Source organism: Acinetobacter defluvii, from assembly GCF_001704615.3.
In the GTDB taxonomy this organism is placed as follows: Bacteria; Pseudomonadota; Gammaproteobacteria; order Pseudomonadales; family Moraxellaceae; genus Acinetobacter; species Acinetobacter defluvii.
The window spans coordinates 1,328,534-1,351,274 of sequence record NZ_CP029397.2; the positions used below are offsets into that span (position 1 = coordinate 1,328,534).

At 35.3% G+C, this 22,741-nt stretch carries 23 protein-coding genes; 16 read left to right on the forward strand and 7 right to left on the reverse strand.

The window, feature by feature from the left end:
- Positions 1–20: 20 nt before the first annotated feature.
- Positions 21–263, reverse strand: coding sequence for a hypothetical protein (locus DJ533_RS08645; RefSeq protein ID WP_065992099.1), 243 nt, complete (start codon positions 261–263; stop codon positions 21–23).
- A 406-nt stretch (positions 264–669) separates the two neighbouring features.
- Between DJ533_RS08645 and DJ533_RS08650 the strand changes: the two genes are divergently transcribed.
- A complete protein-coding gene (locus DJ533_RS08650; protein WP_065992101.1) occupies positions 670–1,125 on the forward strand; it encodes a hypothetical protein in 456 nt (151 codons plus the stop codon).
- A gap of 18 nt (positions 1,126–1,143) precedes the next feature.
- Here DJ533_RS08650 and rlmKL read toward each other — a convergent pair whose 3' ends face one another.
- Positions 1,144–3,348: a bifunctional 23S rRNA (guanine(2069)-N(7))-methyltransferase RlmK/23S rRNA (guanine(2445)-N(2))-methyltransferase RlmL gene (gene rlmKL, locus DJ533_RS08655; RefSeq protein WP_065992107.1), complete on the reverse strand. Its 2,205-nt coding sequence runs from the start codon at positions 3,346–3,348 to the stop codon at positions 1,144–1,146.
- 234 nt (positions 3,349–3,582) lie between these two features.
- On the opposite strand from rlmKL, the gene DJ533_RS08660 reads away from it, so the two are divergent.
- From DJ533_RS08660 to DJ533_RS08675, 4 genes are all read left to right on the forward strand, one after another.
- Positions 3,583–4,155, forward strand: a complete 573-nt coding sequence (locus DJ533_RS08660; RefSeq protein ID WP_323809368.1) for a LysE family translocator — start codon at positions 3,583–3,585, stop codon at positions 4,153–4,155.
- 151 nt (positions 4,156–4,306) lie between these two features.
- Positions 4,307–4,648 carry a hypothetical protein gene (locus tag DJ533_RS08665; RefSeq protein ID WP_065992111.1) on the forward strand — a complete coding sequence of 114 codons (342 nt, stop codon included), beginning with the start codon at positions 4,307–4,309 and terminating at the stop codon, positions 4,646–4,648.
- Positions 4,649–4,877: 229 nt separating this feature from the next.
- Positions 4,878–5,894, forward strand: coding sequence for an aspartate carbamoyltransferase catalytic subunit (locus DJ533_RS08670; RefSeq protein WP_065992113.1), 1,017 nt, complete (start codon positions 4,878–4,880; stop codon positions 5,892–5,894).
- A 12-nt stretch (positions 5,895–5,906) separates the two neighbouring features.
- Positions 5,907–7,151 carry a dihydroorotase gene (locus DJ533_RS08675; RefSeq protein WP_065992115.1) on the forward strand — a complete coding sequence of 415 codons (1,245 nt, stop codon included), beginning with the start codon at positions 5,907–5,909 and terminating at the stop codon, positions 7,149–7,151.
- 201 nt (positions 7,152–7,352) lie between these two features.
- Here DJ533_RS08675 and DJ533_RS08680 read toward each other — a convergent pair whose 3' ends face one another.
- Positions 7,353–8,705: an amino acid permease gene (locus DJ533_RS08680; RefSeq protein ID WP_065992117.1), complete on the reverse strand. Its 1,353-nt coding sequence runs from the start codon at positions 8,703–8,705 to the stop codon at positions 7,353–7,355.
- A 238-nt stretch (positions 8,706–8,943) separates the two neighbouring features.
- On the opposite strand from DJ533_RS08680, the gene DJ533_RS08685 reads away from it, so the two are divergent.
- The 3 genes from DJ533_RS08685 (at position 8,944) to gltS (ending at position 11,760) form a co-directional block, all read left to right on the forward strand.
- Positions 8,944–9,927, forward strand: a complete 984-nt coding sequence (locus DJ533_RS08685) for an ion transporter (RefSeq protein WP_065992118.1) — start codon at positions 8,944–8,946, stop codon at positions 9,925–9,927.
- Positions 9,928–9,953: 26 nt separating this feature from the next.
- Positions 9,954–10,316: a hypothetical protein gene (locus tag DJ533_RS08690; protein WP_065992119.1), complete on the forward strand. Its 363-nt coding sequence runs from the start codon at positions 9,954–9,956 to the stop codon at positions 10,314–10,316.
- A gap of 226 nt (positions 10,317–10,542) precedes the next feature.
- Positions 10,543–11,760 carry a sodium/glutamate symporter gene (gene gltS, locus DJ533_RS08695; RefSeq protein WP_065992120.1) on the forward strand — a complete coding sequence of 406 codons (1,218 nt, stop codon included), beginning with the start codon at positions 10,543–10,545 and terminating at the stop codon, positions 11,758–11,760.
- A 52-nt stretch (positions 11,761–11,812) separates the two neighbouring features.
- Here the strand turns inward: gltS and DJ533_RS08700 are convergent, their stop codons facing one another.
- A complete protein-coding gene (locus tag DJ533_RS08700; RefSeq protein ID WP_065992122.1) occupies positions 11,813–12,274 on the reverse strand; it encodes a DUF441 domain-containing protein in 462 nt (153 codons plus the stop codon).
- A gap of 138 nt (positions 12,275–12,412) precedes the next feature.
- On the opposite strand from DJ533_RS08700, the gene DJ533_RS08705 reads away from it, so the two are divergent.
- Positions 12,413–13,138: a pseudouridine synthase gene (locus DJ533_RS08705; RefSeq protein ID WP_065992124.1), complete on the forward strand. Its 726-nt coding sequence runs from the start codon at positions 12,413–12,415 to the stop codon at positions 13,136–13,138.
- 55 nt (positions 13,139–13,193) lie between these two features.
- Here the strand turns inward: DJ533_RS08705 and DJ533_RS08710 are convergent, their stop codons facing one another.
- The 3 genes from DJ533_RS08710 to DJ533_RS08720 form a co-directional block, all read right to left on the reverse strand.
- Positions 13,194–13,637 carry a GNAT family N-acetyltransferase gene (locus DJ533_RS08710; protein WP_065992126.1) on the reverse strand — a complete coding sequence of 148 codons (444 nt, stop codon included), beginning with the start codon at positions 13,635–13,637 and terminating at the stop codon, positions 13,194–13,196.
- 92 nt (positions 13,638–13,729) lie between these two features.
- Entirely contained in the window at positions 13,730–14,041 is a 312-nt protein-coding gene (locus DJ533_RS08715; protein ID WP_065992128.1) for a type II toxin-antitoxin system RelB/DinJ family antitoxin, read from the reverse strand.
- A 101-nt stretch (positions 14,042–14,142) separates the two neighbouring features.
- A complete protein-coding gene (locus DJ533_RS08720; protein WP_065992130.1) occupies positions 14,143–15,051 on the reverse strand; it encodes a pseudouridine synthase in 909 nt (302 codons plus the stop codon).
- Positions 15,052–15,234: 183 nt separating this feature from the next.
- On the opposite strand from DJ533_RS08720, the gene DJ533_RS08725 reads away from it, so the two are divergent.
- The 7 genes from DJ533_RS08725 (at position 15,235) to DJ533_RS08755 (ending at position 22,565) form a co-directional block, all read left to right on the forward strand.
- Positions 15,235–15,966, forward strand: coding sequence for a YggS family pyridoxal phosphate-dependent enzyme (locus DJ533_RS08725; protein ID WP_065992437.1), 732 nt, complete (start codon positions 15,235–15,237; stop codon positions 15,964–15,966).
- Positions 15,963–16,211, forward strand: a complete 249-nt coding sequence (locus DJ533_RS08730) for a hypothetical protein (RefSeq protein ID WP_065992132.1) — start codon at positions 15,963–15,965, stop codon at positions 16,209–16,211. The genes DJ533_RS08725 and DJ533_RS08730 overlap by 4 nt, the downstream gene beginning before the upstream one ends.
- A complete protein-coding gene (locus DJ533_RS08735; RefSeq protein WP_065992134.1) occupies positions 16,208–17,398 on the forward strand; it encodes an aspartate aminotransferase family protein in 1,191 nt (396 codons plus the stop codon). Before DJ533_RS08730 ends, DJ533_RS08735 begins: the two co-directional genes overlap by 4 nt.
- A gap of 309 nt (positions 17,399–17,707) precedes the next feature.
- Positions 17,708–19,009, forward strand: a complete 1,302-nt coding sequence (locus tag DJ533_RS08740; RefSeq protein ID WP_065992136.1) for an aminotransferase class I/II-fold pyridoxal phosphate-dependent enzyme — start codon at positions 17,708–17,710, stop codon at positions 19,007–19,009.
- Positions 19,010–19,296: 287 nt separating this feature from the next.
- Positions 19,297–20,772 (forward strand): OmpA family protein, encoded by a 1,476-nt coding sequence (locus DJ533_RS08745; protein WP_065992138.1) that lies wholly within the window; start codon positions 19,297–19,299, stop codon positions 20,770–20,772.
- A 138-nt stretch (positions 20,773–20,910) separates the two neighbouring features.
- Complete coding sequence (locus DJ533_RS08750; RefSeq protein WP_065992140.1) at positions 20,911–21,687, forward strand: Rossmann-like and DUF2520 domain-containing protein; 777 nt, start codon at positions 20,911–20,913, stop codon at positions 21,685–21,687.
- Positions 21,688–21,776: 89 nt separating this feature from the next.
- Positions 21,777–22,565 carry a fatty acid desaturase gene (locus tag DJ533_RS08755; protein WP_065992145.1) on the forward strand — a complete coding sequence of 263 codons (789 nt, stop codon included), beginning with the start codon at positions 21,777–21,779 and terminating at the stop codon, positions 22,563–22,565.
- Positions 22,566–22,741 lie beyond the last annotated feature (176 nt).

Genomic DNA, 22,741 nt, shown 5'->3' on the forward strand with positions numbered 1-22,741 from the left:
TTTCATTTAGGCGGCTAGTATTAGTTTAACTCATAAATTTTTTCTAAATGATCAAAATGATTTAAAACATTTAAGGAGATTTTTTCTCCAGTTGCCCATGTGGCTTTATTGGTTTCTAAGTCAACATCAATGATGTCAATTTCTTTGCATAAAGTACGCTCACTTTCTAAAGTGATAAATAACGGAGAGTGCGGTTTTAGACATTTTGCGATATAGCGTTGCGTATTATGATGATGATAAGTATCAATAATTTTATATCGCATGATTTCTCTCAAACTTTATTTGGATATTCATCATCACTTTAGAATTAAACTTAAATTTTATCAATTGTTAAATATGTCAAAAGATCAAATTAAAGTGATAGATTTGTCATATTTTATTAAATTTTTGAATGGCTCTGATTCAGATTTTAAATATAAGACTGACCAATGAGCCAAAAAGTTATTTTCATTTTTTTCATAAATAAAATTTGAATAATCGAGTATGTTTAAATAAAGTAAATAGCATTTTATTAAAAAATCTATTTATAAATAGATTTAAGTTATTGAGTTAAAATAATAAATTTATTTAAAAAATGCTAATTATCGGGAAGTTAAGATTTAAGGTTGTTGTCGTAAATTAAACTTGTTAAGTTGAATAGGATAATAAAAATACAGATAGGAGTTTAAAATGGGCATGGAGCTGAAAAAACATACTCAAAATCCACAACGCTATTTGTTCGGGATTTTGCTCAGTTGTATGTGTTCGACCGCTTTTTCGATTTCACCGATTAAAGATGAGGTGCTTGCTACAGATGTGGATTATGTAGGAACAATTACTCCTTTAGTGATCACTGCAGTAAAACGGGATGTTCAGAACTCCGTAGAGCATCAAAATGAAACCAACCACCAATTGGCAGATCAGCAGTCTAATGCAATTAAAAAAGATCATTTGGCTTATGTAGTGTTAAATGATTATGAACAACAGCGTCAAGAAGCGCATTTTTCGGAGAGTTTAGTACAGAAAAAACCACTTATTCCAAATAAAGCAAAAGTTACAGAATATGGAATTAGTGTGCTTGGAAATACGATAACAGTGCATGGTGAAGATAAAATCACAATTTACACAAGTCAGGATGCACACTAACTCCTTAAAAGCTAGGCTTTAATTTTGAATATGGTTAATTTTCCAAGCTCTATGGATTTTTTGATTGCGTTTGAAATCTAAGCCAATGGTTTCATGGCTGATTTCTTGTACATCATATAAAGCTTCAATTTCCTCATCCATTTCAAAACCACGATAGTTGTTTGAGAAATATAAAGTGCCTTGTGTACTTAAACGATTCATTGCACGTTTAATCAGTGAAATGTGATCACGTTGTACGTCAAAAGTACCATAGAATTTTTTCGAGTTTGAAAATGTTGGAGGGTCAATAAAGATCAAGTCATATTGTTCATGACCTTCTTTTAACCATTCAAAACAATCACTTGCGAAAAATTGGTGTTGCTCGTCTGCATGGTCTACAGTTAAACCATTCAAGACAAAATTCTCTTTTGACCAGTTTAAATAGGTGTTGGATAAGTCAACACTGGTTGTGCTCGCTGCACCACCTAAAGCCGCATGTAAGCTTGCAGTAGATGTGTAACTATACAAGTTTAGGAAATGCTTGCCTTTGGCTTCGGCAGCAATTCTTAAACGCATTTGACGGTGATCTAAGAATAATCCCGTATCTAAATAATCCGTTAAATTGACCAAAATTTTGGCTTTACCTTCTTGTACGATAAAACGTTTTGATGCTGTACTTTGTTTTGAATATTGAGTTTTACCCTCTTGACGCGCACGGGTTTTGATAAAGATAGCATCACGACCTAAACCTGTCACAGCACGAATCGCAGCCAATGCAAGATTAAAACGTTTTTTAGCTTTTTCAGGATCAATTGTTTTTGGTGGTGCATATTCTTGTACATGTAGGCGTTCACCGTACAAATCTACAGCAACATTAAAGTCTGGTAAATCAGCATCATATAAACGTAAACAATGAATATTTTCTTTGACTGCCCATTTCTTCAAAGTTTGCATATTTTTCTGCAAACGGTTGGTAAAATCTTCAGCGCCTTCAATTTTTTCAAATTGTTGTGGCTGCCAGTCAGCAAGGAACGGTTTCACAACGGTTGCAGGCTTAATATCACCAAATCGAACGTAAATCGGTAATTTACCATTCATTAAACGTAAAATTTGCGGATTGTTAAATGCAAGTACGTCGGCTTGCTCAACAGCAGCAGCGATCACAGCCGCATATTGATTTGGGAAATTCTTTTGTAAAAGGGCAGACAAACCTAAATATAAGGCACGGTTTGATGCTTTATCACCTAAACGCTCACCATACGGTGGGTTGGTCACGACAAAAGCAGATTTTCCTTCTGCTTGAAAATCTGGCCAGTCTGCTAGAGTTCGCTCTTCAATTTTAATTTGATCTAACACAGATTCAAAACCTGCGGCAATGATATTTTGTTTGGTGGCTTTTACCGCCTCCCAGTCAGCATCATAGGCATAAAACTGTGGTAATGGCTGCGCCATTGCATCTTTATGACGTTCTGCAGCTTCGGCTTTGATATTCATCCAAAGATCATGATCATGCCCATTCCACCCCAAGAAACCAAAACGGCGGACTAAACCAGGTGCACGATCAGTTAAAACCATTAAAGATTCTATAATAAATGTACCTGAACCACACATTGGGTCAAGAATAATGTCAGGATGACGCTGTTTGAGTTTGGCTTTTTGTAAAATTGCCGCGGCAAGGTTTTCTTTAATCGGTGCATCGGTCATAAATCGGCGATAGCCACGTTTGTGTAAAGAATCGCCTGATAAATCTAAGCAATAGGTATGTTCAGTTTTACCAGCTAAAACATATAAAGTGATCTCAGGTTGTTTAATATCAATACTTGGACGCTTGCCAACCGCTTCCATAAATGAATCAACCACACCATCCTTAACACGTAAAGTGGCAAATTGAGTATTGACTTTAATCTCACGTTCTACATGCAAACGAACAGCAAATGTACTTTGTGGTGCAAAAATCAGTGACCAATCAAAATTAATCGCACCCTCATATAATTCTTCAGCCACATCACGTGCATCATGGGTAAAATCTAACTCATGCACATGGATCGGGGTCAGTACACGTGAAGCTAAACGCGACCACATACATACACGATACGCTTGCTCAAGTGTTCCTTTAAAGACAAGGCGACCCGGAAAACGTTCAACATTTTCAACGCCTAAACCTTCTATTTCTTCTTGTAGTAAGGTTTCTAGTCCATCCGCACAGGTAACCCAATATGTAGAAAGACGTGGTTTCGAATTCATGAACATTTCCAAAGACTGTAAAGCAATCGCATATTTTAACGTATTTTTATGACGAAAACTTAGGGTTTATGATTTACCAGAGGATTTATTTTAAAAAATTAGAAATAGATATTTATTGAGCGCTGTTTCGCTTGAAAAATATGCGATTTAACCCTATTGAAGAGTGACTTTATAAAATGAAATATCCCAAAAATGCTCAGCCTTTTATTTTCCATGTTTAGTTTTTCGCTTTCAATGTCAATTTCCCCTGGTCCTATAAATTTAACCATTCTCAGTAGCAGTATGAATTATGGTGTGAAAAAGACGTTTGGGTTTATTTCAGGTGCAACAATAGGATTTACGCTGTTACTCGCAGCAGTCTGTTTTGGTTTATATCAATTGCTTGCGATTTATCCAGTTTTATTGGATGGCATATGTATTTTAGGGACAGTGTTGTTGATCTGGATCGGGTGGAATATTTTCAAAGCAGATGGTGAAAAAATACAGACAAATGGACAAGAAAAGATTGCAATGCCAAGTTTTATGCAAGGCATGCTGATGCAATGGTTAAATCCGAAAGCATGGATTGCTGCGGTTTCAGGTACCGCCTTATTCTCAGCATCTCATAATCAATTTTATTTGGCTGTTTTTGTACTGATTTACTTTATCGTGTGTTATTTATCTTTATTAATTTGGGGGATTGCAGGGCAACAACTGGCGGGTTTCTTAAATGAAAGACATCGTGCCAAAATTTTTAATAGAATCATGGGAGCTGTTTTAATAGGTATTTCATTACAGATGTGTTGGCAGCATTTTATAGCAAGATAAGTCCTAAAATTAGATTTTCCCATTGAATGAAAATTTACTTATATTTAATAAATACAATAATTTTGGTATGTATTTTGCTCATATAAAATTACTCATTATTTAAGTGAAAATTAATGGGTACTATAAAATTTTGAGAGCTTGGGGAAATTAAATGCAAGAACGAATTGTTGATGAATATCGTGCAAATAATTTAACATTTACAGTTGCAACACGTTTATATAATCGTTTTAGACGAGTTTCAGGTAGAGTAATAGATGTTCGCTATCTGATTGAAAATAAACAATATGCAGAATATGTTGTAAAACATGCACTAGATTGTAATGATGTGGAATTAAAAGAAATTTCAGAGGAATTATTAAATTTAATTCATCTAACGATTACACCCCAAAAATCCTCTGAAGATATATTATATGACCAATATGCAGCGGAGGTGACGGAAGAAGAAATTTATAAAGCACAAGTACCACATCACTATATTGGTGCATTAAGATAAATAATTGCTCGGCTCTGATTGAGTTTAGAGCCATTATCAGATTAATTTATTCACCCGTTCTTTTTGAAGTATGTAAGTGTAGTTAAATTATCTCTTTGAAATGATGCCTATAAATTTTATTTTATAATTCAATGTATAACAGTATTTTAGCTTAAGTGTTGAAATCTTCATCTGCCACGCAAAAAGAAAATCTGTATAATACCTTAACTTAACGATTCAGGAATCTCTCATGCACTTGGCGGCATTGCATACACCGAGCCAGATTCAACTCAATAAAGATGGAAATTTAAAACATTTCATCACCATCGAAGGTCTTTCCAAAGACACTCTCACCAAAATATTGGACACTGCGGCGTCCTTTTTTAATGACCAAAATCAGCTAATTACCAATAACTTGCTTGAAGGTCGTACCGTGATGAATTTGTTTTTTGAAAATTCAACACGCACACGAACCACATTTGAAGCGGCTGCAAAACGTCTATCAGCCAATGTTTTAAATATTGATATTGCACGTTCCAGTACCTCAAAAGGTGAAACATTACGTGATACCTTGTGGAATCTTGAAGCAATGGCAGCCGATATCTTTGTGGTACGTCATTCTTCTTCGGGGGCTGCACATTTTATAGCCAAAAATGTCTGCCCACATGTTGCAATCATCAACGCGGGCGATGGTCGCCATGCTCACCCAACTCAAGCCATGTTGGATATGTTGACGATTCGCCGCGAAACTAAAAAGAATTTTGAAGACATTTCTATTGCGATTATCGGTGATATTAAACATTCACGTGTTGCACGTTCTGATATTGCTGCTTTGCAAACTTTAGGTTGTAAAGATATTCGTGTGATTGCCCCAAATACTTTGTTACCACATGGTTTTAATGATTATGGCGAGGGCATTCGTTTATTTAACAAAATGGATGAAGGTATCAAAGATTGTGATGTGATCATTACGTTGCGCATTCAAAATGAACGTATTGATTCGCCTGCATTATCTTCACAAGCTGAATTTTATAAAATGTATGGTTTGAACAAAGAGCGTTTGGCTTTGGCAAAACCTGATTGTATCGTGATGCATCCTGGTCCAATGAACCGTGGTGTAGAAATTGATTCGAGTATTGCAGATGGTGCGCAGTCGGTGATTTTGAATCAAGTGACCAATGGCATCGCAGTACGTATGGCAGTTTTGGCACTGTCGATGCAAGGTCAGCTACAAGAACAAGGTTTGTTAGACACAATGGTGCTATAAGGCAGGTAAGTCATGAGTATTGTAAAAATTGAAAATGTCTGTGTCTTAGACCCAATTCAAAAAACTGATCGTATAGACACTGTATTTATTGAAAATGGTAAATTATTAAACACGCATCCAGATCAAAGTCAAATTACTGAAGTGATTGATGGACGTGGAAAATGGTTAATGCCGACGATGGTTGACTTATGCGCACGCTTACGTGAGCCGGGGCAACAACAACATGGTACATTAAAATCGGAAGGTAAAGCTGCCCGTGAAAATGGGATTCTGCATGTATTTACTCCACCAGATTCAAAACCAATTGTGCAAGACAATGGTGCATTGGTGCATGGTTTAGTGGAAAAAGCCATGTTAGATGGTGGAATTTATTTACAAGTCATTGGTGCGCAAACACAAGGTTTACTCGGGAAACAACCTGCAAATATGGCGGGCTTAAAAAAAGGTGGATGTAGTGCAGTTTCAAATGCTTATGCAACCTTTGAAAATGACGATGTGGTGATTCGTACATTAGAATATGCTGCGGGGTTAGATATGACCGTAGTGTTCTATGCAGAAGAACATCAAATTGCCAAAGATGGTTGTGTTCACGAAGGATTTATCGCATCTCGTCAAGGCTTACCGATGATTCCAACTTTGGCAGAAACAGTTGCGATTGCTAAATATTTGTTAATGATTGAAGCAACTGGCGTGAAAGCACACTTCGGTCTACTGTCTAGTGGTGCATCTGTTGAATTAATTAAAAATGCCAAAGCGAAAGGCTTACCTATTACAGCCGATGTCGCAATGCAACAATTGCATTTAACTGATGCGTTGATTGATGGGTTTAATACTTTGGCACATGTTCGTCCACCCTTACGCTCAGAACAAGACAAACAATTGTTACGTCAAGGTGTAAAAGATGGGGTAATTGATGCCATCTGTACTCACCATGAACCATTAACAGGTTCTGCAAAACTTGCACCTTTTGCAGAAACTTTACCAGGAATTACAGCATTTGATACTTATGTCGCTTTAGGGGTAAAACTGGTAGAGGAAGGCTTATTTACTCCCTTAGAATGGGTGGAAAAAGTGACGCTGGCTCCTGCACGAGTGGCGAATATGATCGAATCTTGGAAACAACAAGCAGGTTTGGTTTTGGTTGATCCAACATTGGAATGGTTGATTAATCAAGACAGTATTCTTTCACATGGAAAAAATACCCCTTTAATAGATCAAACGATTAAAGGTAAAGTTATTCAAACCTTTATTGCTTGATGAGTCCAAATTGTATTAACAAGAGTCTTATATAAGGCTCTTGTTATTTATTCTAAATGATCAAATCCATCAATCAACATTGAAAACTGAGTGGGTGTTGAATAAATTATGTTCACAGTCGCCAGTTTAAAATGTTAACTTCAGACTAACTCCTTAATTAAAATCTGATTTGTACTAAGTGTTTAATACAAACTTTTTACATCAGATTTGCTTTTTCTGCTTTAACCAATAAGCAAAACTTAAACAAATAATCCAAACGGGAATTAGTAAGACTGCAATACGCATATCAGGCGTCAGCCACATGATCGCTAAAATACCAAGCATAAAAACAATACAAATATAATTACTCAATGGATAAGCAATCGCAGGAAAAAGTGTTGTTTTACTCAAACTTTGCATTTTCTGTTTAAATTTTAAATGTGTGCATGCCAACATCATCCAATTAATTACAATGGCCGACACGACCAAACTCATCAGTAATTTAAAAGCTTTTTCTGGGAAAATATAATTCAATACTACACAAATCAATGTCACCAATGCAGAAGTTAAGATCGCAGCATAAGGAATGCCGCGTTGATTAATTTTGCGTAAGAATGAGGGTGCATTGCCTTGTTCTGCAAGTCCAAGCAACATACGGCTGGTTCCATAACTTGTACCGTTATAAACAGAAATGGCAGCAGTTAAAACCACAAAATTTAAAATGGTCGCTACACCTTGGCTGCCCAATGAATCAAAAATTAGCACAAATGGACTGCCGCCTTCCGCAATTTGGTTCCAAGGAAATAAAGACAGCAAAACGACGATCGTTAATACATAGAACAATAAAACTCGATAGACGATTTGATTTACCGCTTTAGGAATTGTTTTAGTAGGGTCTTTGGTTTCAGCTGCAGCAATCCCAACCAATTCAATTCCACCAAATGAAAACATGATGATAGCCATTGCCATGACTAAACCAGTTAATCCATTCGGGAAAAAGCCACCTAATGCCCATAAGTTGGAAATAGATGCGGTTTCTCCTGCATGTCCACTCGCCAATAACCAAGCTCCAAAGCCGATCATGCCCACAATCGCCACGATTTTAATGATGGAAAATAAAAACTCCATTTCCCCAAACACTTTGACATGCATTAAATTAATCGCATTGATTAATAAAAAGAAAGCCAGTGCCGATACCCAAGTTGGAATGTCAGGCCACCAATATTGCACATATAAACCGATGGCGCTGAGTTCTGCCATGCATACTAAAATATTTAGCACCCAATAATTCCAGCCTGACATAAAGCCTGCAAATGGGCTCCAAAATTTATAGGCAAAATAACTAAAAGAGCCGCTGACAGGTTCTTCGACCACCATTTCACCGAGTTGGCGCATCATAAAAAAGGCGATTAAACCTGCGATGGCATAACCTAAAATAACCGAAGGTCCTGCGAGTTTAATGGTTTGTGAAATACCGAGAAAAAGTCCAGTTCCAATCGAGCCGCCCAAAGCAATGAGTTGAATGTGGCGGTTACTTAAGCCATGTTTGAGTTGGCTTGGTTTTTGCGATGACATAAATGATCCATTTATGTGATAGGTGAGAAATACAGCGGAGGCTGAAAAATAAGTGAGGGTTACTATAATAAAAATTTATGTATAAATGAAATCTAATTTATGAATATTAGGTATTCTGAGGGATTAAAATCGGGAAAACATGAATTATGTATAATTTTTTTTAAAAAATTAGCTAAAAAATTTCAAGATATATTCTAAGCTATTAACATTAATCTATCGAAAAAATATAGCCTAAGATATGAGACTAAGCGCTTGGTACACACTACGTAAATTTGTTTATAACAATTTACATGACGATGAATATGAAACTAAGTTTAGTCGAGCAATTAACTTTTTACTGATTTTTTTAATTATTGGAAATGTGGTTGCAGTTTTACTAGAATCCATCAACGATATTTATAAACTCTATAAGGTTTATTTTGATGCTTTTGAAAATATTTCGATTGTGGTGTTTACAGTGGAGTATATTTTAAGATTTTGGAGTATCGCTGAAAAAGATCCTTTTGTTCCTGAATGGAAGCAGCGCTGGCATTATGTTACTAGTGGTGCTGCAATTATCGATCTATTGGCAATTTTACCTGCTTATCTTAATTTCTTTGTGCATATTGACTTACGGTTCTTGCGTATTTTACGTTTGCTACGACTATTAAAATTAACACGCTACTTTGTATCTCTGCAGATTTTATTACGTGTGATTGAACGTGAAAAAGGTTCATTTCAAGCCGTAATTTTTATTTTACTCATTATGATCGTAATGGCGGCAGCAGGCATTTATGTTGTTGAAAGCCGTATCCAGCCCGAGGTTTTTAGTTCCATTCCTGCATCTATGTGGTGGGCGGTGGTCACTTTGACCACGGTAGGCTATGGTGATGTCACACCGATTACGCCTTTGGGACGTTTTCTTGGTGCATTAATTACCATACTTGGAGTGGGGTTGGCAGCTTTACCAGCAGGTATTTTGGCAAATGGTTTAGCCAATGAGTTAGAGCAAAGAAAACAACAACTTGAATTAAAATTTAGAGATCTATTGGCAAGTTGTGAAATTGATATTATTGATGATGAAGAGAAAATAGACGATATTCGAAGAGAAGTAGGCTTATCTTCTGAACAAACACGAGATATTATTTTACAACTCATCCATGAGCGTAAAGAAGAGGCGTTACAGCGTGAGAAAAATAAATATTGTTTCTGTCCAAATTGTGGGCATAAACTTCCTGAATGACGATGTTGAGCCAAAAGGAAAATAAGATGAGTTTTGATATTCAGCTATTTCACCTGCAAACCATGCATGACGCTAAAAACTTAAATGATGAGGATTTTTTTGAACATGTGGATAATTTTACTGAATTTTCCAATACTCAATTTGAAGCATTAAAAGCCAGATTATTGAGTTATGATTATGAAATTACCCGCATTGTAGATGATACACTGCATTTTAAAAAGGCTGATGATGCAAGTTCAGCAGTGGCATATTTAACACGATATGCAATTTATTTTTCAGCAAGTTTTAATCAAGAAGACGCTTTTGAAATCTCAATGACTGCTTCAGAATTTACTGATACAGGTGAATTTGCAAAATTTGACCCACAACTTGGAGAGTGGGAATGCTGACAATTTGAAAGATGTGTTGAAATGATCAATCAACTGACAGCTTTTATTGGTAAAGAAGACGTGAAAAGTCATTTTTCACTAAAAAATTTTATACTTTTAAGCCAAAAATAAAGTCTATTCATTGAAATAAAAACAAAAAATATAAATTATCATTACACTTCTATAGATGAAAAAAATTTAAAATTTTTATTAAATATTACAATAAAATCGAATAAATGGATGAATCATGACCTTTGAAATAGATGCATTCGGAACGATTGTAATCGCTGTATTTGTTTTATTTATTGGGCGAATTTTAGTTCAAAAAATATCTTTTTTACGAAATTATAATATTCCTGAACCTGTGGTAGGTGGCTTGATTGCTGCAATGGTTGCATTTGCTTTATATCAATTTGCAGGAATTAGTGCGACATTTAGTGAAAGTATTCAAAAAGCATTAATGCTGATGTTCTTTACTTCGATTGGTTTGAGTGCCAGTTTTGCCAAGCTCAAAGAAGGAGGGCGGTCCTTGGTATTATTCCTGTTTTGTGTAGCAGGTTTTGTATTGGTACAGAACGCTGTGGGGATGAGTTTAGCGAAAGCGCTTGGCTTAGACCCATTGATCGGCTTAATTGTTGGTTCGATTACTTTAACGGGTGGACATGGTACAGCAGGAGCATGGGGTACAATTCTTGAAAGTGAACATGGTATACAGGGCGCTGTGGTTCTGGGAATGGCGAGTGCAACTTTTGGTTTAGTCATTGGTGGGGTCATTGGTGGACCTGTTGCTAAATTTTTGATCAAAAGACATAAACTTGCAACTGAAGGTGCTCATGATGAGCATGATGATACACCAGCTGCAGAAGAAAGTGCCGCATTTGAATTTCCACGAAAAACACGTTTGATTACCTCAAATAATGCAATTACTACTTTGGGAATGTTTTCACTGTGCATCTTTGTAGCAAACTGGATGACTGAGGTCAGCAAGGGACAATGGTTTGAATTACCAACCTTTGTTTGGGCTTTGGCTTGTGGTGTTTTGTTGAGAAACTTCTTAGAACATGTCGTGAAAGTGAAAATATTTGACCGTGCCATTGATGTATTTGGTAATGCTTCACTATCGCTTTATTTGGTAATGGCATTGCTGTCATTACAATTGTGGTTGTTGGCTGATTTGGCAGGTCCATTGGTGATTATTTTACTCCTGCAAATGGTGACTTTAGCGTTATATACCAGTTTTGTGACGTTTAAAGTGATGGGCAGTAATTATGATGCGGCAGTCTTGGCTGCAGGGCATTGTGGTTTCGGCATGGGTGCAACCCCGACTGCAATTGCGAATATTCAGGCTGTGACCAATACTTATGGACCATCACATAAGGCGTTTTTAATCATTCCTTTATGTGGTGCATTTTTTATTGATATTATTAATGCAGTGGTGATACAGACCATTATTAAGTTTTTTTAAAATTTAAAATAATGACAATGATCGGGTGGACAAGATGGGTGATTTAAAATCATCAAGAAAGCCCGATGATTAGGGATAAAATTCCCGCTGCAATCAGTGGACCAACAGGAACACCACGCAAAATGGCAACCCCTGCAACAGTTCCAATTAAAAGCCCTGCAACAATATTGGGCTGATTAGTCATGAGTTTGACACCACGTCCACCGAGCCATGCGACCAATAGACCAACAGCAATAGCGAGTAGAGATTTCCAACTGAGAAAGGATTTTAAAATTGCATCACCAGGGATTTTGCCACTGGCAATGGGTGTCAGTACACCAATGGTTAAGATAATAATACCGAAATTTAAACCATGATTTTGCAGTAAATAAAAATATTCACTTAAGGGTGTGATACGAAAAACGATCAGTACGGCAGCAGCGATGGTAACAGCACTATTATGACTAAAAATACCACATGCCAATAAAACTAAAAGTACCATTAAGTTCAAGTCGAGATGTGATGCAAAATTCATGATCGTCATGTAATTGTGTTGGTGGAAAACATGAATAGTATAACGAGATCACCACAATAAACCGAATCTTTAGGGCACAGCATACAATTCATAGAGATTCCGTTACAATGGCGAGGCTTGATGTATGGTGAATAAATGATGTTATTGGAAAAAATTTTACAGTCGCAAGGTTTTGGTAGTCGTAAACATTGCCAGCAATTAATCAAAAATGGTGCTGTAAGCATAGATGGACAAGTCATCAGCGATGTGAAATTTAAAATTGCCGAACAACAATTAAAGTTTCAGGTTTATTCAAAAGAATACCAATATCGAGAACATGTTTATTTAGCATTAAATAAACCACAAAATTATGAATGCTCACATCAAGCAACACATCATTTTAGTGTTTTTGATTTGATCGATGAGTTATTGCTAAATCGAGGCGTGCAGTGTATCGGGCGTTTAGATCAAGATACCACGGGAATGTTGTTACTCACGGATGATGGTCAGTTTTTACAAGCTTTAACCCATCCCAAAAAACATGTTCCAAAAGTGTATCAGGTAGAAACGACTGATCCGATTAGCCAAGCACAAATAGAACAGCTGTTAAAAGGAGTAGAGTTACGCAACGAAAAAGGTATATATACGGCAAGTCAGGTTAAAAAATTGGCAGAAAATAAACTGTCATTAACCATTCATCAAGGGGTGTATCATCAAGTTAAACGTATGTTGGCAGCCGTTGGAAATAAAGTGATTAAGTTGCATCGTCAACAAGTCGGGCTGTTAGATTTAGGACAATTAGAAGAAGGGCAGTATCTCTATTTGAATGAACAACAGATTCAAGCTGCAAAAAATCAGAGTGAATCTATTCAATCTTTAGAATAGCCACGTAAATGCTGATTTTTTTAAAAATAAAGCCAGTTCCATCTTTAAAGGAAAATTATTTTAAGAAACAATGATAAGTGCAAAACTCTTCATCACGGACGAATCCCATTTTTTCATAGAGTTGATGGGATTGATAATTTGATTTTTGTGTTTCTAAGCTAATACGCAGTGCATTCTCATGTCGTGCAAATAAAATTGCGGTATCAATCAACTGTTTTGCAGAGCCTTGACGACGATAAACAGGCGTAACATAAACATCATCTAAAATATAGTAAGTAGAACATGCCAAAGATGAAAAACCTAAATACAGCAAAACAAAACCTGTAATCGCATCATCTTTAATGTGAATGAAAATTACACTTTCTTTGTTTTCAAAGCGTTGTTTAAGAAAGTTATAAGATTCTGAGAAATTTGAAGAAGCACCATAAAATTGTCGATATTCATCAAACAGAATAGCGAGTTGCTTTAAATCAGTTTCTGTGGCACGTCTTACAATCATTTTGTTTCTCTTCTATTTTGTTATCTTTCTAAAAGAGCATAACTAAAAAACTGATTATTCAACTAAAAAAATTGTTTAAAAATGCGACACTGTTAAGTTTTGTCACTTTGTTCATTTAAGATCGCATTCAACTCTGCAAAAATATCATCTTCATCCAAAAGTGAAGCGTTATTTGGTTCAGATACAGGCAGTTGCTCTTGTTTGATTTTTTTTAATTTTAATAACTGTTCCATATTAATGTTTTGATTCTCAATCGCAAAAGGAATGGATTTGGTCAAAACCACTTGTTTAAAGAATAAACGGACTGCTTGGGCGGGTGTGATTCCCAATTGCTTAAAGACAGCAAAAGCTTGTTTTTTTTCTTGTGAATCAAGGCGGACTTGATAAACTTCAGTTTTTCGCATGAATGAGCCAAATCATAGAGTCGTTTAAGGTTTTTATTTTAATCAAACTAAATGTAATTTCAATGATTAGACAGGAAAAAACAAAAAATGTCATTACAATGTCACTCTATTGTCAGTTCTTTTAGGGAGGTGAAGTGCATTTCTTTTTGACTGACTGGATCTTTAAAGCTAATTTCTTTGGCAAGCAGTTGCAAAGGGTTTGAAAAGTCACTCGCACTTTTATGAAGGACAGTGGGGTAAAAAGGATCATTTTTTATCGGAATATTTAAATGATTTAAATGAACACGTAGTTGATGTTGTTTGCCTGTTCTTGGTTGAAGTTGATATTTTGCCCACATGTGATTATGAGCCACGCATTGAATTTGTGTACATGAATTGGTTTCACCTTGAGTAACACGCATGGTATAAAAAGGCTGCCCTTTTTCCATTCTAAGATTCACTTCTTGGGGAAAGCTTAATTCGGGGCGATAAGCTGCAATCGCATGATAGATTTTGTGTACTTGCTGTTCTGCAAATAATTGCTGATAAATTCCCCGTGTTTCGAGACATTTAGAGATTAAAACAATCCCTGCCGTTTCACGATCTAAACGGTGAATTGGGGTTAAATCAGGGTTATTGGTGGCTTTTTTTAAACGAACTAATAATGTTTCTTGTAAATATTGCCCAGTTGGACTAATGGTTAAAAAATGTGGTTTATCAACTGCAATAAAATGCTCATTTTCAAATAATATCTGTTCTTGAAATGGAACGTGAACCTCATGCTCTAAAAAACGATAATAAAAAATATGACTATTTTCTAAATACCTACTATCCACATTTAAGGTTTGCGCATTTTCATCAAAAATCAATTGATCTTGAAAACGCTGTTGCCACTGTTGGACTGAGATATGTGGAAATTTTTCAGCTAAGTAACTTAACAAAGTTTCAGGCTGAGTTTTAAGTTTTGGAAGGTAAACTTGGCTTGCACTCACACCATTGCGCATCGGTGGTTTAAATTTTGAAGTGGACATATGCAAGAAATACTAAATATAAGATATACGGATATTTTAATTAAAAGTACCTGTTTATACATTGATTTGGCATAAATATTTCTAAAATTTAAAAATATTTAGTTACATTTACTGTTTGAGAGTCACTATTTTCAAATCACAATATAGATTATCTTTGACCTAGGTCAAAATGGGTGAATAATGATGAATAGCCAAGATATCAATGAAAATTTACAACAATTACAGCAGCGTATTGCTAATGCTTGTTTAAAAGTAAATCGAGAAGTGAAAGAAATTCGCTTAATTCCTGTGACTAAGACTAAATCTGTTGAGATGATCCAAATGGCTATAGCATTAGGCGTGAGTCATGTAGGAGAAAATAAAGTTCAAGAGCTTATTGGTAAGGCAGAACAGCTTCAGGACGAAAAACTTGAATGGATTCTTATTGGGCACTTACAAAGTAATAAAGTGAAAAAAATAATTCAATATATACAAGAGTTTCATGCATTAGACAGTATTAAGTTAGCAGAAAAGTTAAATAAAGAGTTGCAATATATTGATAAAAAATTAGATGTTTTTATACAAGTCAATACCTCCAATGAAAGCAGTAAATATGGTATTCAACCCGAACGACTGGCAGGTTTTTTAAATGAAATGCAGCAATTTGAGCAACTGAATGTTGTGGGCTTAATGACTTTGGCATTACATACTGAGGATGAACTACAGATCAGACAATGCTTTCGATTATTAAAAAAACTATTGGATAAATCACGTATTGATTATCCAAAGATTTCACGTTTGTCGATGGGAATGTCAGGTGATTTTGAGATTGCGATTGAAGAAGGTGCGACTGATATTCGGGTGGGACAGGCGATTTTTGGTCAACGCAATCTACCAGATGCCTATTATTGGCCAGAACAAGGAGCAAAATCATGAATGTGATTTATCAAGTAGAACTTTTTCATCAGCAACGTTTGATTGGAAAATTTGTTACAGGGAATAACTTTCCCAAACAAGACTTATCTGTCTTTCTACAAAACATGCCTCAACAAGATTTAGAGATTCAGGTTTATAAAGGATTGAATGAAAAAAGAATATTAACTGTAGAAAATGGCGTTACCAAAGTGATTGCTACCCATTTTGATTTTCAAAAATGTGATGACTGGGAGAGTGAAGAGTGAGTAGTTTGATTCATTTTTATCAAAAACTAGATGCGGACTTCATTCGTGGAGAAGGATGCTATCTGTGGGATAAGACAGAAAATCGTTATTTGGATATGACTTCTGGTATTGGTGTAAATAATTTAGGATTTTCACATGCCGAATTAAATATTGAGATTCAGGCACAAATACAAAACTATATTCATCTTTCAAATTTATTTAAAAATACTTGGTCAGAAAAGTTGAGTGATCAACTGGTGAAAATTACACAACTCAATGCTAGTTTCTTCTGCAACTCTGGGACAGAAGCCAATGAAACTGCGATTAAAATAGCAAAGTTATATGCCTTTGAGAAAAATATTGAAAATGCAAAAATTATTGTGATGAATCAAGGATTTCATGGTCGAACTTTAGGTGCCTTATCCGCAACTTCAAATCAAAAATATAAAGAAAAGTTTGGTGCGTTACTGGATGATTTTATTTTTGTCGATTTTAATTGTATTGAATCCATACTTGATGCAATTCAACAACATCATGTTTGCGCTATTATGTTAGAGCCAATTCAAGGTGAAGGCGGTATTCATATTGCTTCGACTTTATATCTTAAACAACTGAGAAAAATATGTGACCAGTATAAAATCTTATTGATTTTAGATGAGATTCAATGTGGTTTAGGGCGAACAGGCTATTGGTTTTACCATCAAAAAGCGGAGATAGTTCCTGATATTTTAACGATTGCAAAAGGTTTGGCGAATGGCTTACCCATTGGTGCATGCTTAGTCAATAAAAGATTAAATGATCTATTAACACCAGGGTTGCATGGCTCAACTTTTGGTGGAAATCCATTGGCTTGTCGTGTGGCTTTAAAAGTTTTAGAGATTATAGAAAGAGATGAGCTTATTTTAAATAATAAACAAAAAGGAGAATATTTAATCAATCAATTACAGTCAAAATTTACCAGTGTACACGGTATAAAATCGATAAGAGGTGTCGGTTTAATGATTGCAATTGAACTGAATGAAACGATAGATGATATTTCGCAGCAGCTGTTTTTACAGCATAAAATACTCATTAATATAACGCAAAATAAAATCATCAGATTATTGCCATCTTTCCTGATTACAGAAGATGACATTCAATATTTTTGCCAAAGTTTATATGACTTTATAAAGACTCAAAATATCAATAATAAAGTATATTTGGAATAAAAAATTAAGCTTATACAGCATTTAAGTATTACACTTGAATGCTCTTGAGTTTACATTACGATTGCTTTTTTAGGATATTCAACATGTTCTAGGTTGGTATGGTAGATACTTTGGATTGACTTAGTCAATATGCTCATTTAGCGAGTTCTGATTATTTTAAAAGTCAAGCACGGATGGATCTGCAAAAGTTAAGGGCAGATAGTCTGGTATTTGGGCTGCATTAAACAGGCAGGTCCACGGATGTTAAAAGATTGGTTAAATAATTTAACTTCCTTATAATATTCTCAGATTGGTTTTGAATGAAATTATATGAAAATTCAAGGAAAGAATGGTAAAGAAATACAAGACAGTATTCGACTTTTAATTGCACAAGGTGTTTATCAGGAAGGTGATACTTTGCCGAATATTCGTGATCTAGCCCAACAGTTGAATGTAAATCGGAATACCGTTTCAACGGCTTATGCTGCTTTGGCAAAGTTAGGGGTGATTCAAACCAATAAGCGTTTAGGTACGCAAGTCAGTCCTATAAAATCACGGGGTGGCGAAGGCGTACAATCAGATTTACAAGCAAAAATTTGTGATTTAACCCATGGTAATCCAAGTCGAGAATTATTGCCTAAACTAAAGCATATCCATTTTAAAGATTTATCCGCCGGATTATATGGTGAAAATATTTATCATGAAGCATTAAAGCAATATGCAATTCGTCATTTATTTGCAGATATTTTAACTTATCATCCCGATGCTTGTTATACATTATCCAATGGAGCAACGGACGGTATAGAAAAAATTCTTTCTGCATATTTATTAGCACAAGATCCTGTTGCGATTGAAAGTCCTGGTTATATTAATAGTATCAAAATTTTAGAAAATCAGAACTTTCATATTTATTCGATTCAAGTAAATCATCAGGGTTATCATTTAGCAGATATTCAACAAGCATTAAAAAATAATATTAAAGCGCTGATTATTACGCCACGTGCACATAATCCAACGGGCTATAGTTTAACAGCGGAGGAAGCGTTAAATATAAAAAATATGCTCAGTGATTATCCTAATACTTTAATTTTAGTAGATGATCATTTTTCCTTAATTTCAAATGAAGATTATCAGCATATTATTCCCGATAATGCTGAACATTGGGCGGTATTACGCTCTGTATCTAAATTTTTAGGACCTGATTTGCGCTTTTGTTTTATTTGTTGTGACCAACATACTGCAAATTTATTATCTCGAAAAATGAATGCGGGGACGACTTGGGTCAGTCATTTACAGCAAGATATTGTTTATCAATTACTCACTCATCCTAAGTTTGAGCAACAAGTCGCAAAAGCACGACAGCATTATGCAACGAATAATCAATATTTTGTAGAATTAATGCAACAAAAAAAAATATCCTGTGCTGCAAAATATGATGGGTTAAATGTGTGGTTAGAAGAAGATCGCCCACAAGAGTATGTCAAAAAATTATTAGAAAAAGGATGGTCTGTACGTACAGGCAAGGATTTTTTTGTGGAAAATATCCAGTTGGGTATCCGCATGACTTTATCAAACTTAAATGACTCTCAAATTAAAGCTTTAGTTGATGATTTAGCAAAGATAATGGCTTAAATTAAAATATGGAGCATGGTAAGTGGTCTACATTACTAAACTTGTCATAGATTTTGTATAAGTTTAAACACAAGAGGCAGTGTGAGGTTTTTATTGTATGTTTACTTCAAGTACAGCATTTATATTCAAATAAAACTTAAATATTTGCAGTTGCTTCGATTACTCTGAATAAATTGTTATATCAGTAAAATAACAAAACTTAAATAAATTGTAGGAATTTTAGGCGCATACTAGTGTCTGTAATAAAAAGTCACATAACAAAAAATTTTCATGTGAGGAGCGTTAGAATGGATCTAATTTCACTGTTAAAAGAAAAAGTCATTCCAGTAGTTTTAAAAGGTGAAACTACATATTTAACAGAAAAAAGCACAGCCTTAGCTGAGTTTTTTCCATTTTTATTGGCGATTTTAAAAGCTAAACCGAGCTTAATTTCATTATTTCAAAACAATTTAAATCCTCGATTAAGTGATGTTTTTAATACTCAATCTGAGTTGAAAGAACAATATTTGGATAGTGTTAGTCAACATGTTCCGCGAGGTGAAATTGAAAATGTACTCAATCGCTCGATTCCTGCAACTTTAAATGTGCTTGAAGATGAAGCAGGCTCAAGTGATCCGACCGTCATCCAGCATTTTTTAGAGCAACATCATCACGATATTGGAACAGGTTTAGCGCCTTGGGCAAGAGGTATTTTGGCTGCGTTAGGTTTTGGTACATTAGCCACAACTGCAAATGCAACCTCTCAACCTGTAACCCCAACACCTCAACCCATTGTTGAAGAAAAAAAGAAATCTAACCCTTGGATTCCGTTAATTGCTTTATTAATTTTATTATTATTGGCATTTTGGTTGTTACGCAGTTGTAAAACTGAAGAAACTGCGCCAGTGAGCAGTAGTACAGTAGCTAATACAAATCAGCAGCCTGCTTATTTTCAAATTTCAACGGATACCACGGGTGGTTTGGTAACCTGTCAGGCGAAGATAGGTGATCCAAATTATATTGATATTTTACAAAAAGAAGTGAAGCAAATTTTCACACATGTAAATGGCTGTGGTGCAGATTCAAGCAACAACTTTAATGCTGCATTGGTAGATCAAAATGCGCTCGTGAGTGTTTTAAAACTGTTAAAAGGCGTGCCGAATGTATCGATGATATGGACAGGCAATCAAATTACTTTACAAGGTGCAGATACAGCTACTTTGCAAAGCTTAGCGGATAAAATCAAACCATTGCTAAAAGATGTACAAGTTGTAGTAGAGCAACCTGCTGTTTTGGATGAAAATGCAGCGGTGAATACTAGTATTGATAAAGCCAAACAAGCTTTAAGTCAAATTGATCCAAATCAAGTGCGTCCACTTGATATTGCTACGGCATTAAACTTACAAATTATTAACTTTGCTTCTGCATCAGCAGAAATTCCAGAGGTGAATAAATCTGTATTAGATCAAGCTGCTGCTTTAATTAACAAAGTACCCAATGTTGAGTTGATTGTGAAAGGTTATACCGATGCAACGGGGAATGCTGATGCCAATAAAACACTTTCTCAAAAACGTGCAAAATCTGTAGTGGATTATTTAGTCAGTAAAGGGGTAGACCCAAGTAAATTACAAGCACAGGGTTTCGGTCAGGCTGATCCTGTAGCGGACAATGCGACTAAAGAAGGTCAGTTTAAAAATCGTCGTATCGAGTTTGAAGTGATTAATACTGAAACTGGAACTGTGCGAAAAGTTGATGAGCAAGGTGTAGAAGAAGAGAAAAATTAATTTTTTCCTAATATATATTTCTCATAGTAAAAACGAGTGACAATGATCACTCGTTTTTTATTTGCATTCAGTAGGGATTCATTGAAAAATACATAGGGTTTTATTGTTTTGTTTAATCATAAAAAGTGAAATATTATCATGCGGATAAGTTTTATTGGTTCAGGTCGAGTTGCGACACATTTAGCACAGATTTTTGCGAAACAACATCAGATTGTGCAAATTATGAGTCCGACTTTAGCACATGCACAAAAACTCGCAGATTTAGTGGATGCACAAGCCATAGATGTTTTTGAAGCCATTGAGCCAAGCATAGACATGTGCGTGATCGCAGTGAGTGACCAGATGATTTCACAAACCATTCAAAAGTTATCACATTATTTCCAACAAACTTTGATTGTGCATACTTCAGGAAGTACGCATTTAAATGTATTAAAACAGCACTATGATAATGTTGGGGTTTTCTATCCATTACAAACCTTCAGTTTTGAAAGTAAAATTGATTGGAAAAATACCCCTTTATTGATTGAAGCAGCCTTAGATAACCAACAAACACCCTTACTTAATCTGGCAAATAGCCTAAGTGATCGTGTTTATTTATATTCCTCAGAACAACGCTTAAGTTTGCATTTAGCGGCTGTTTTTGCATGTAATTTCAGTAATTATTGTTATGACATGGCAAAACAAATTGTTGATCAGCATCAAGTAGATTTTAATTTGCTTTATCCGTTGATTTTGGAAACCGCCAATAAAGCCACCCACAATGCCCCTAAAATTGTCCAAACAGGACCAGCGATGCGTGGTGATCAAAATATTTTAACGATGCATCAAAATTTACTCGCATCTGCACAACGTGAAGATTTAGCACAGGTCTATCAACTACTCAGTGAGCAAATTATGCAAAGAAAAAATCATTAAATTATTATAAATATCGTACTTTTACTTGATTTTATGGAATGTTCATCTTATCTTCAAAGCAAGATGATCAATAATAAATCTGCAATAAAATGAACTCACACACGCACTTATTAGAAAAAGTTCAATGGCGAGATCTTGTTTCTTTACGTCAAAAAGATGTTGTTTTTGAATTAATGATCTCGCTGCCTTGGTTGATTTTATCATTCATCCTGGCGTATTTCGCTTGGTATCCAATCGCATTATTTTGTTCATTTATGTTCTTTTTAACAGGTTTGCGACAAGTTCATAATGCTTTCCATTTTGCTTTGGGAGTCACTCGACAACAGACTCATTGGTCGATGTTAATCCTCAGTATTTTGATGTTGGGTTCAATGCATGCTGTGCAGATAAATCATTTACGACATCATCAATACTGTATGCAAGAACAAGATGTTGAAGCAAAAAGTGCACGTATGAAATGGTGGCAAGCGCTTTTATTTGGTCCAATTTTTCCCTTTATGTTGCATAAAAAAGCCTTTGAGGTTGGAACAGCAACACAGAAAAAATGGATGAGGGCTGAGATTTTAGCGAATTTAGTGGTATTGGTTTTGGTATTTTTTGTTTTAGATGTGACATTTTTAAAATATCATGTGATTGCGATGCTGATTGGGCAATGCATGACAGCATTTTTCGCTGTATGGACTGTGCATCATGATACAGAAGATCATATTTATATGGCTCGTACTGTTCGCAATGAGTTCAAGCGAGTCATCACCTATAATATGTTTTATCATGTTGAGCATCATTTATTTCCTGCTGTACCCACTCGAAATTTACATATTTTAGCGAAACGCTTAGATGCTTATGATCCAAATGTCGAAATTCGAGAAGTATTCTAATTATCACAATGATAATCCTCCTTTTTGATAAATTGTAAACTTATCAAAGTCTTGTTGTGGTGGTGATATTTTAGCTGTTAAATGAACTTTGCTAAGCGAGCGCTTATGCGGTCGCAGTTGATAAAAACTACCAAAAAAATGCAAAACTGTCTGACAAGGAAATTGACAAGCAATGA

Bases quoted from the DNA above. Each gene is read 5' to 3' on its own strand.
- DJ533_RS08715 (WP_065992128.1), bottom strand. From the start codon at position 14,041: ATGCGAAAAACTGAAGTTTATCAAGTCCGCCTTGATTCACAAGAAAAA.
- DJ533_RS08690 (WP_065992119.1), top strand. From the start codon at position 9,954: ATGAGTTTTGATATTCAGCTATTTCACCTGCAAACCATGCATGACGCT.
- DJ533_RS08650 (WP_065992101.1), top strand. From the start codon at position 670: ATGGGCATGGAGCTGAAAAAACATACTCAAAATCCACAACGCTATTTG.
- DJ533_RS08755 (WP_065992145.1), top strand. From the start codon at position 21,777: ATGAACTCACACACGCACTTATTAGAAAAAGTTCAATGGCGAGATCTT.
- DJ533_RS08745 (WP_065992138.1), top strand. From the start codon at position 19,297: ATGGATCTAATTTCACTGTTAAAAGAAAAAGTCATTCCAGTAGTTTTA.
- DJ533_RS08725 (WP_065992437.1), top strand. From the start codon at position 15,235: ATGAATAGCCAAGATATCAATGAAAATTTACAACAATTACAGCAGCGT.
- DJ533_RS08680 (WP_065992117.1), bottom strand. From the start codon at position 8,705: ATGTCATCGCAAAAACCAAGCCAACTCAAACATGGCTTAAGTAACCGC.
- DJ533_RS08730 (WP_065992132.1), top strand. From the start codon at position 15,963: ATGAATGTGATTTATCAAGTAGAACTTTTTCATCAGCAACGTTTGATT.
- DJ533_RS08700 (WP_065992122.1), bottom strand. From the start codon at position 12,274: ATGAATTTTGCATCACATCTCGACTTGAACTTAATGGTACTTTTAGTT.
- rlmKL (WP_065992107.1), bottom strand. From the start codon at position 3,348: ATGAATTCGAAACCACGTCTTTCTACATATTGGGTTACCTGTGCGGAT.
- DJ533_RS08685 (WP_065992118.1), top strand. From the start codon at position 8,944: ATGAGACTAAGCGCTTGGTACACACTACGTAAATTTGTTTATAACAAT.
- DJ533_RS08705 (WP_065992124.1), top strand. From the start codon at position 12,413: ATGTTATTGGAAAAAATTTTACAGTCGCAAGGTTTTGGTAGTCGTAAA.
- gltS (WP_065992120.1), top strand. From the start codon at position 10,543: ATGACCTTTGAAATAGATGCATTCGGAACGATTGTAATCGCTGTATTT.
- DJ533_RS08750 (WP_065992140.1), top strand. From the start codon at position 20,911: ATGCGGATAAGTTTTATTGGTTCAGGTCGAGTTGCGACACATTTAGCA.
- DJ533_RS08645 (WP_065992099.1), bottom strand. From the start codon at position 263: ATGCGATATAAAATTATTGATACTTATCATCATCATAATACGCAACGC.
- DJ533_RS08675 (WP_065992115.1), top strand. From the start codon at position 5,907: ATGAGTATTGTAAAAATTGAAAATGTCTGTGTCTTAGACCCAATTCAA.
- DJ533_RS08720 (WP_065992130.1), bottom strand. From the start codon at position 15,051: ATGTCCACTTCAAAATTTAAACCACCGATGCGCAATGGTGTGAGTGCA.
- DJ533_RS08665 (WP_065992111.1), top strand. From the start codon at position 4,307: ATGCAAGAACGAATTGTTGATGAATATCGTGCAAATAATTTAACATTT.
- DJ533_RS08740 (WP_065992136.1), top strand. From the start codon at position 17,708: ATGAAAATTCAAGGAAAGAATGGTAAAGAAATACAAGACAGTATTCGA.
- DJ533_RS08660 (WP_323809368.1), top strand. From the start codon at position 3,583: ATGTCAATTTCCCCTGGTCCTATAAATTTAACCATTCTCAGTAGCAGT.
- DJ533_RS08670 (WP_065992113.1), top strand. From the start codon at position 4,878: ATGCACTTGGCGGCATTGCATACACCGAGCCAGATTCAACTCAATAAA.
- DJ533_RS08710 (WP_065992126.1), bottom strand. From the start codon at position 13,637: ATGATTGTAAGACGTGCCACAGAAACTGATTTAAAGCAACTCGCTATT.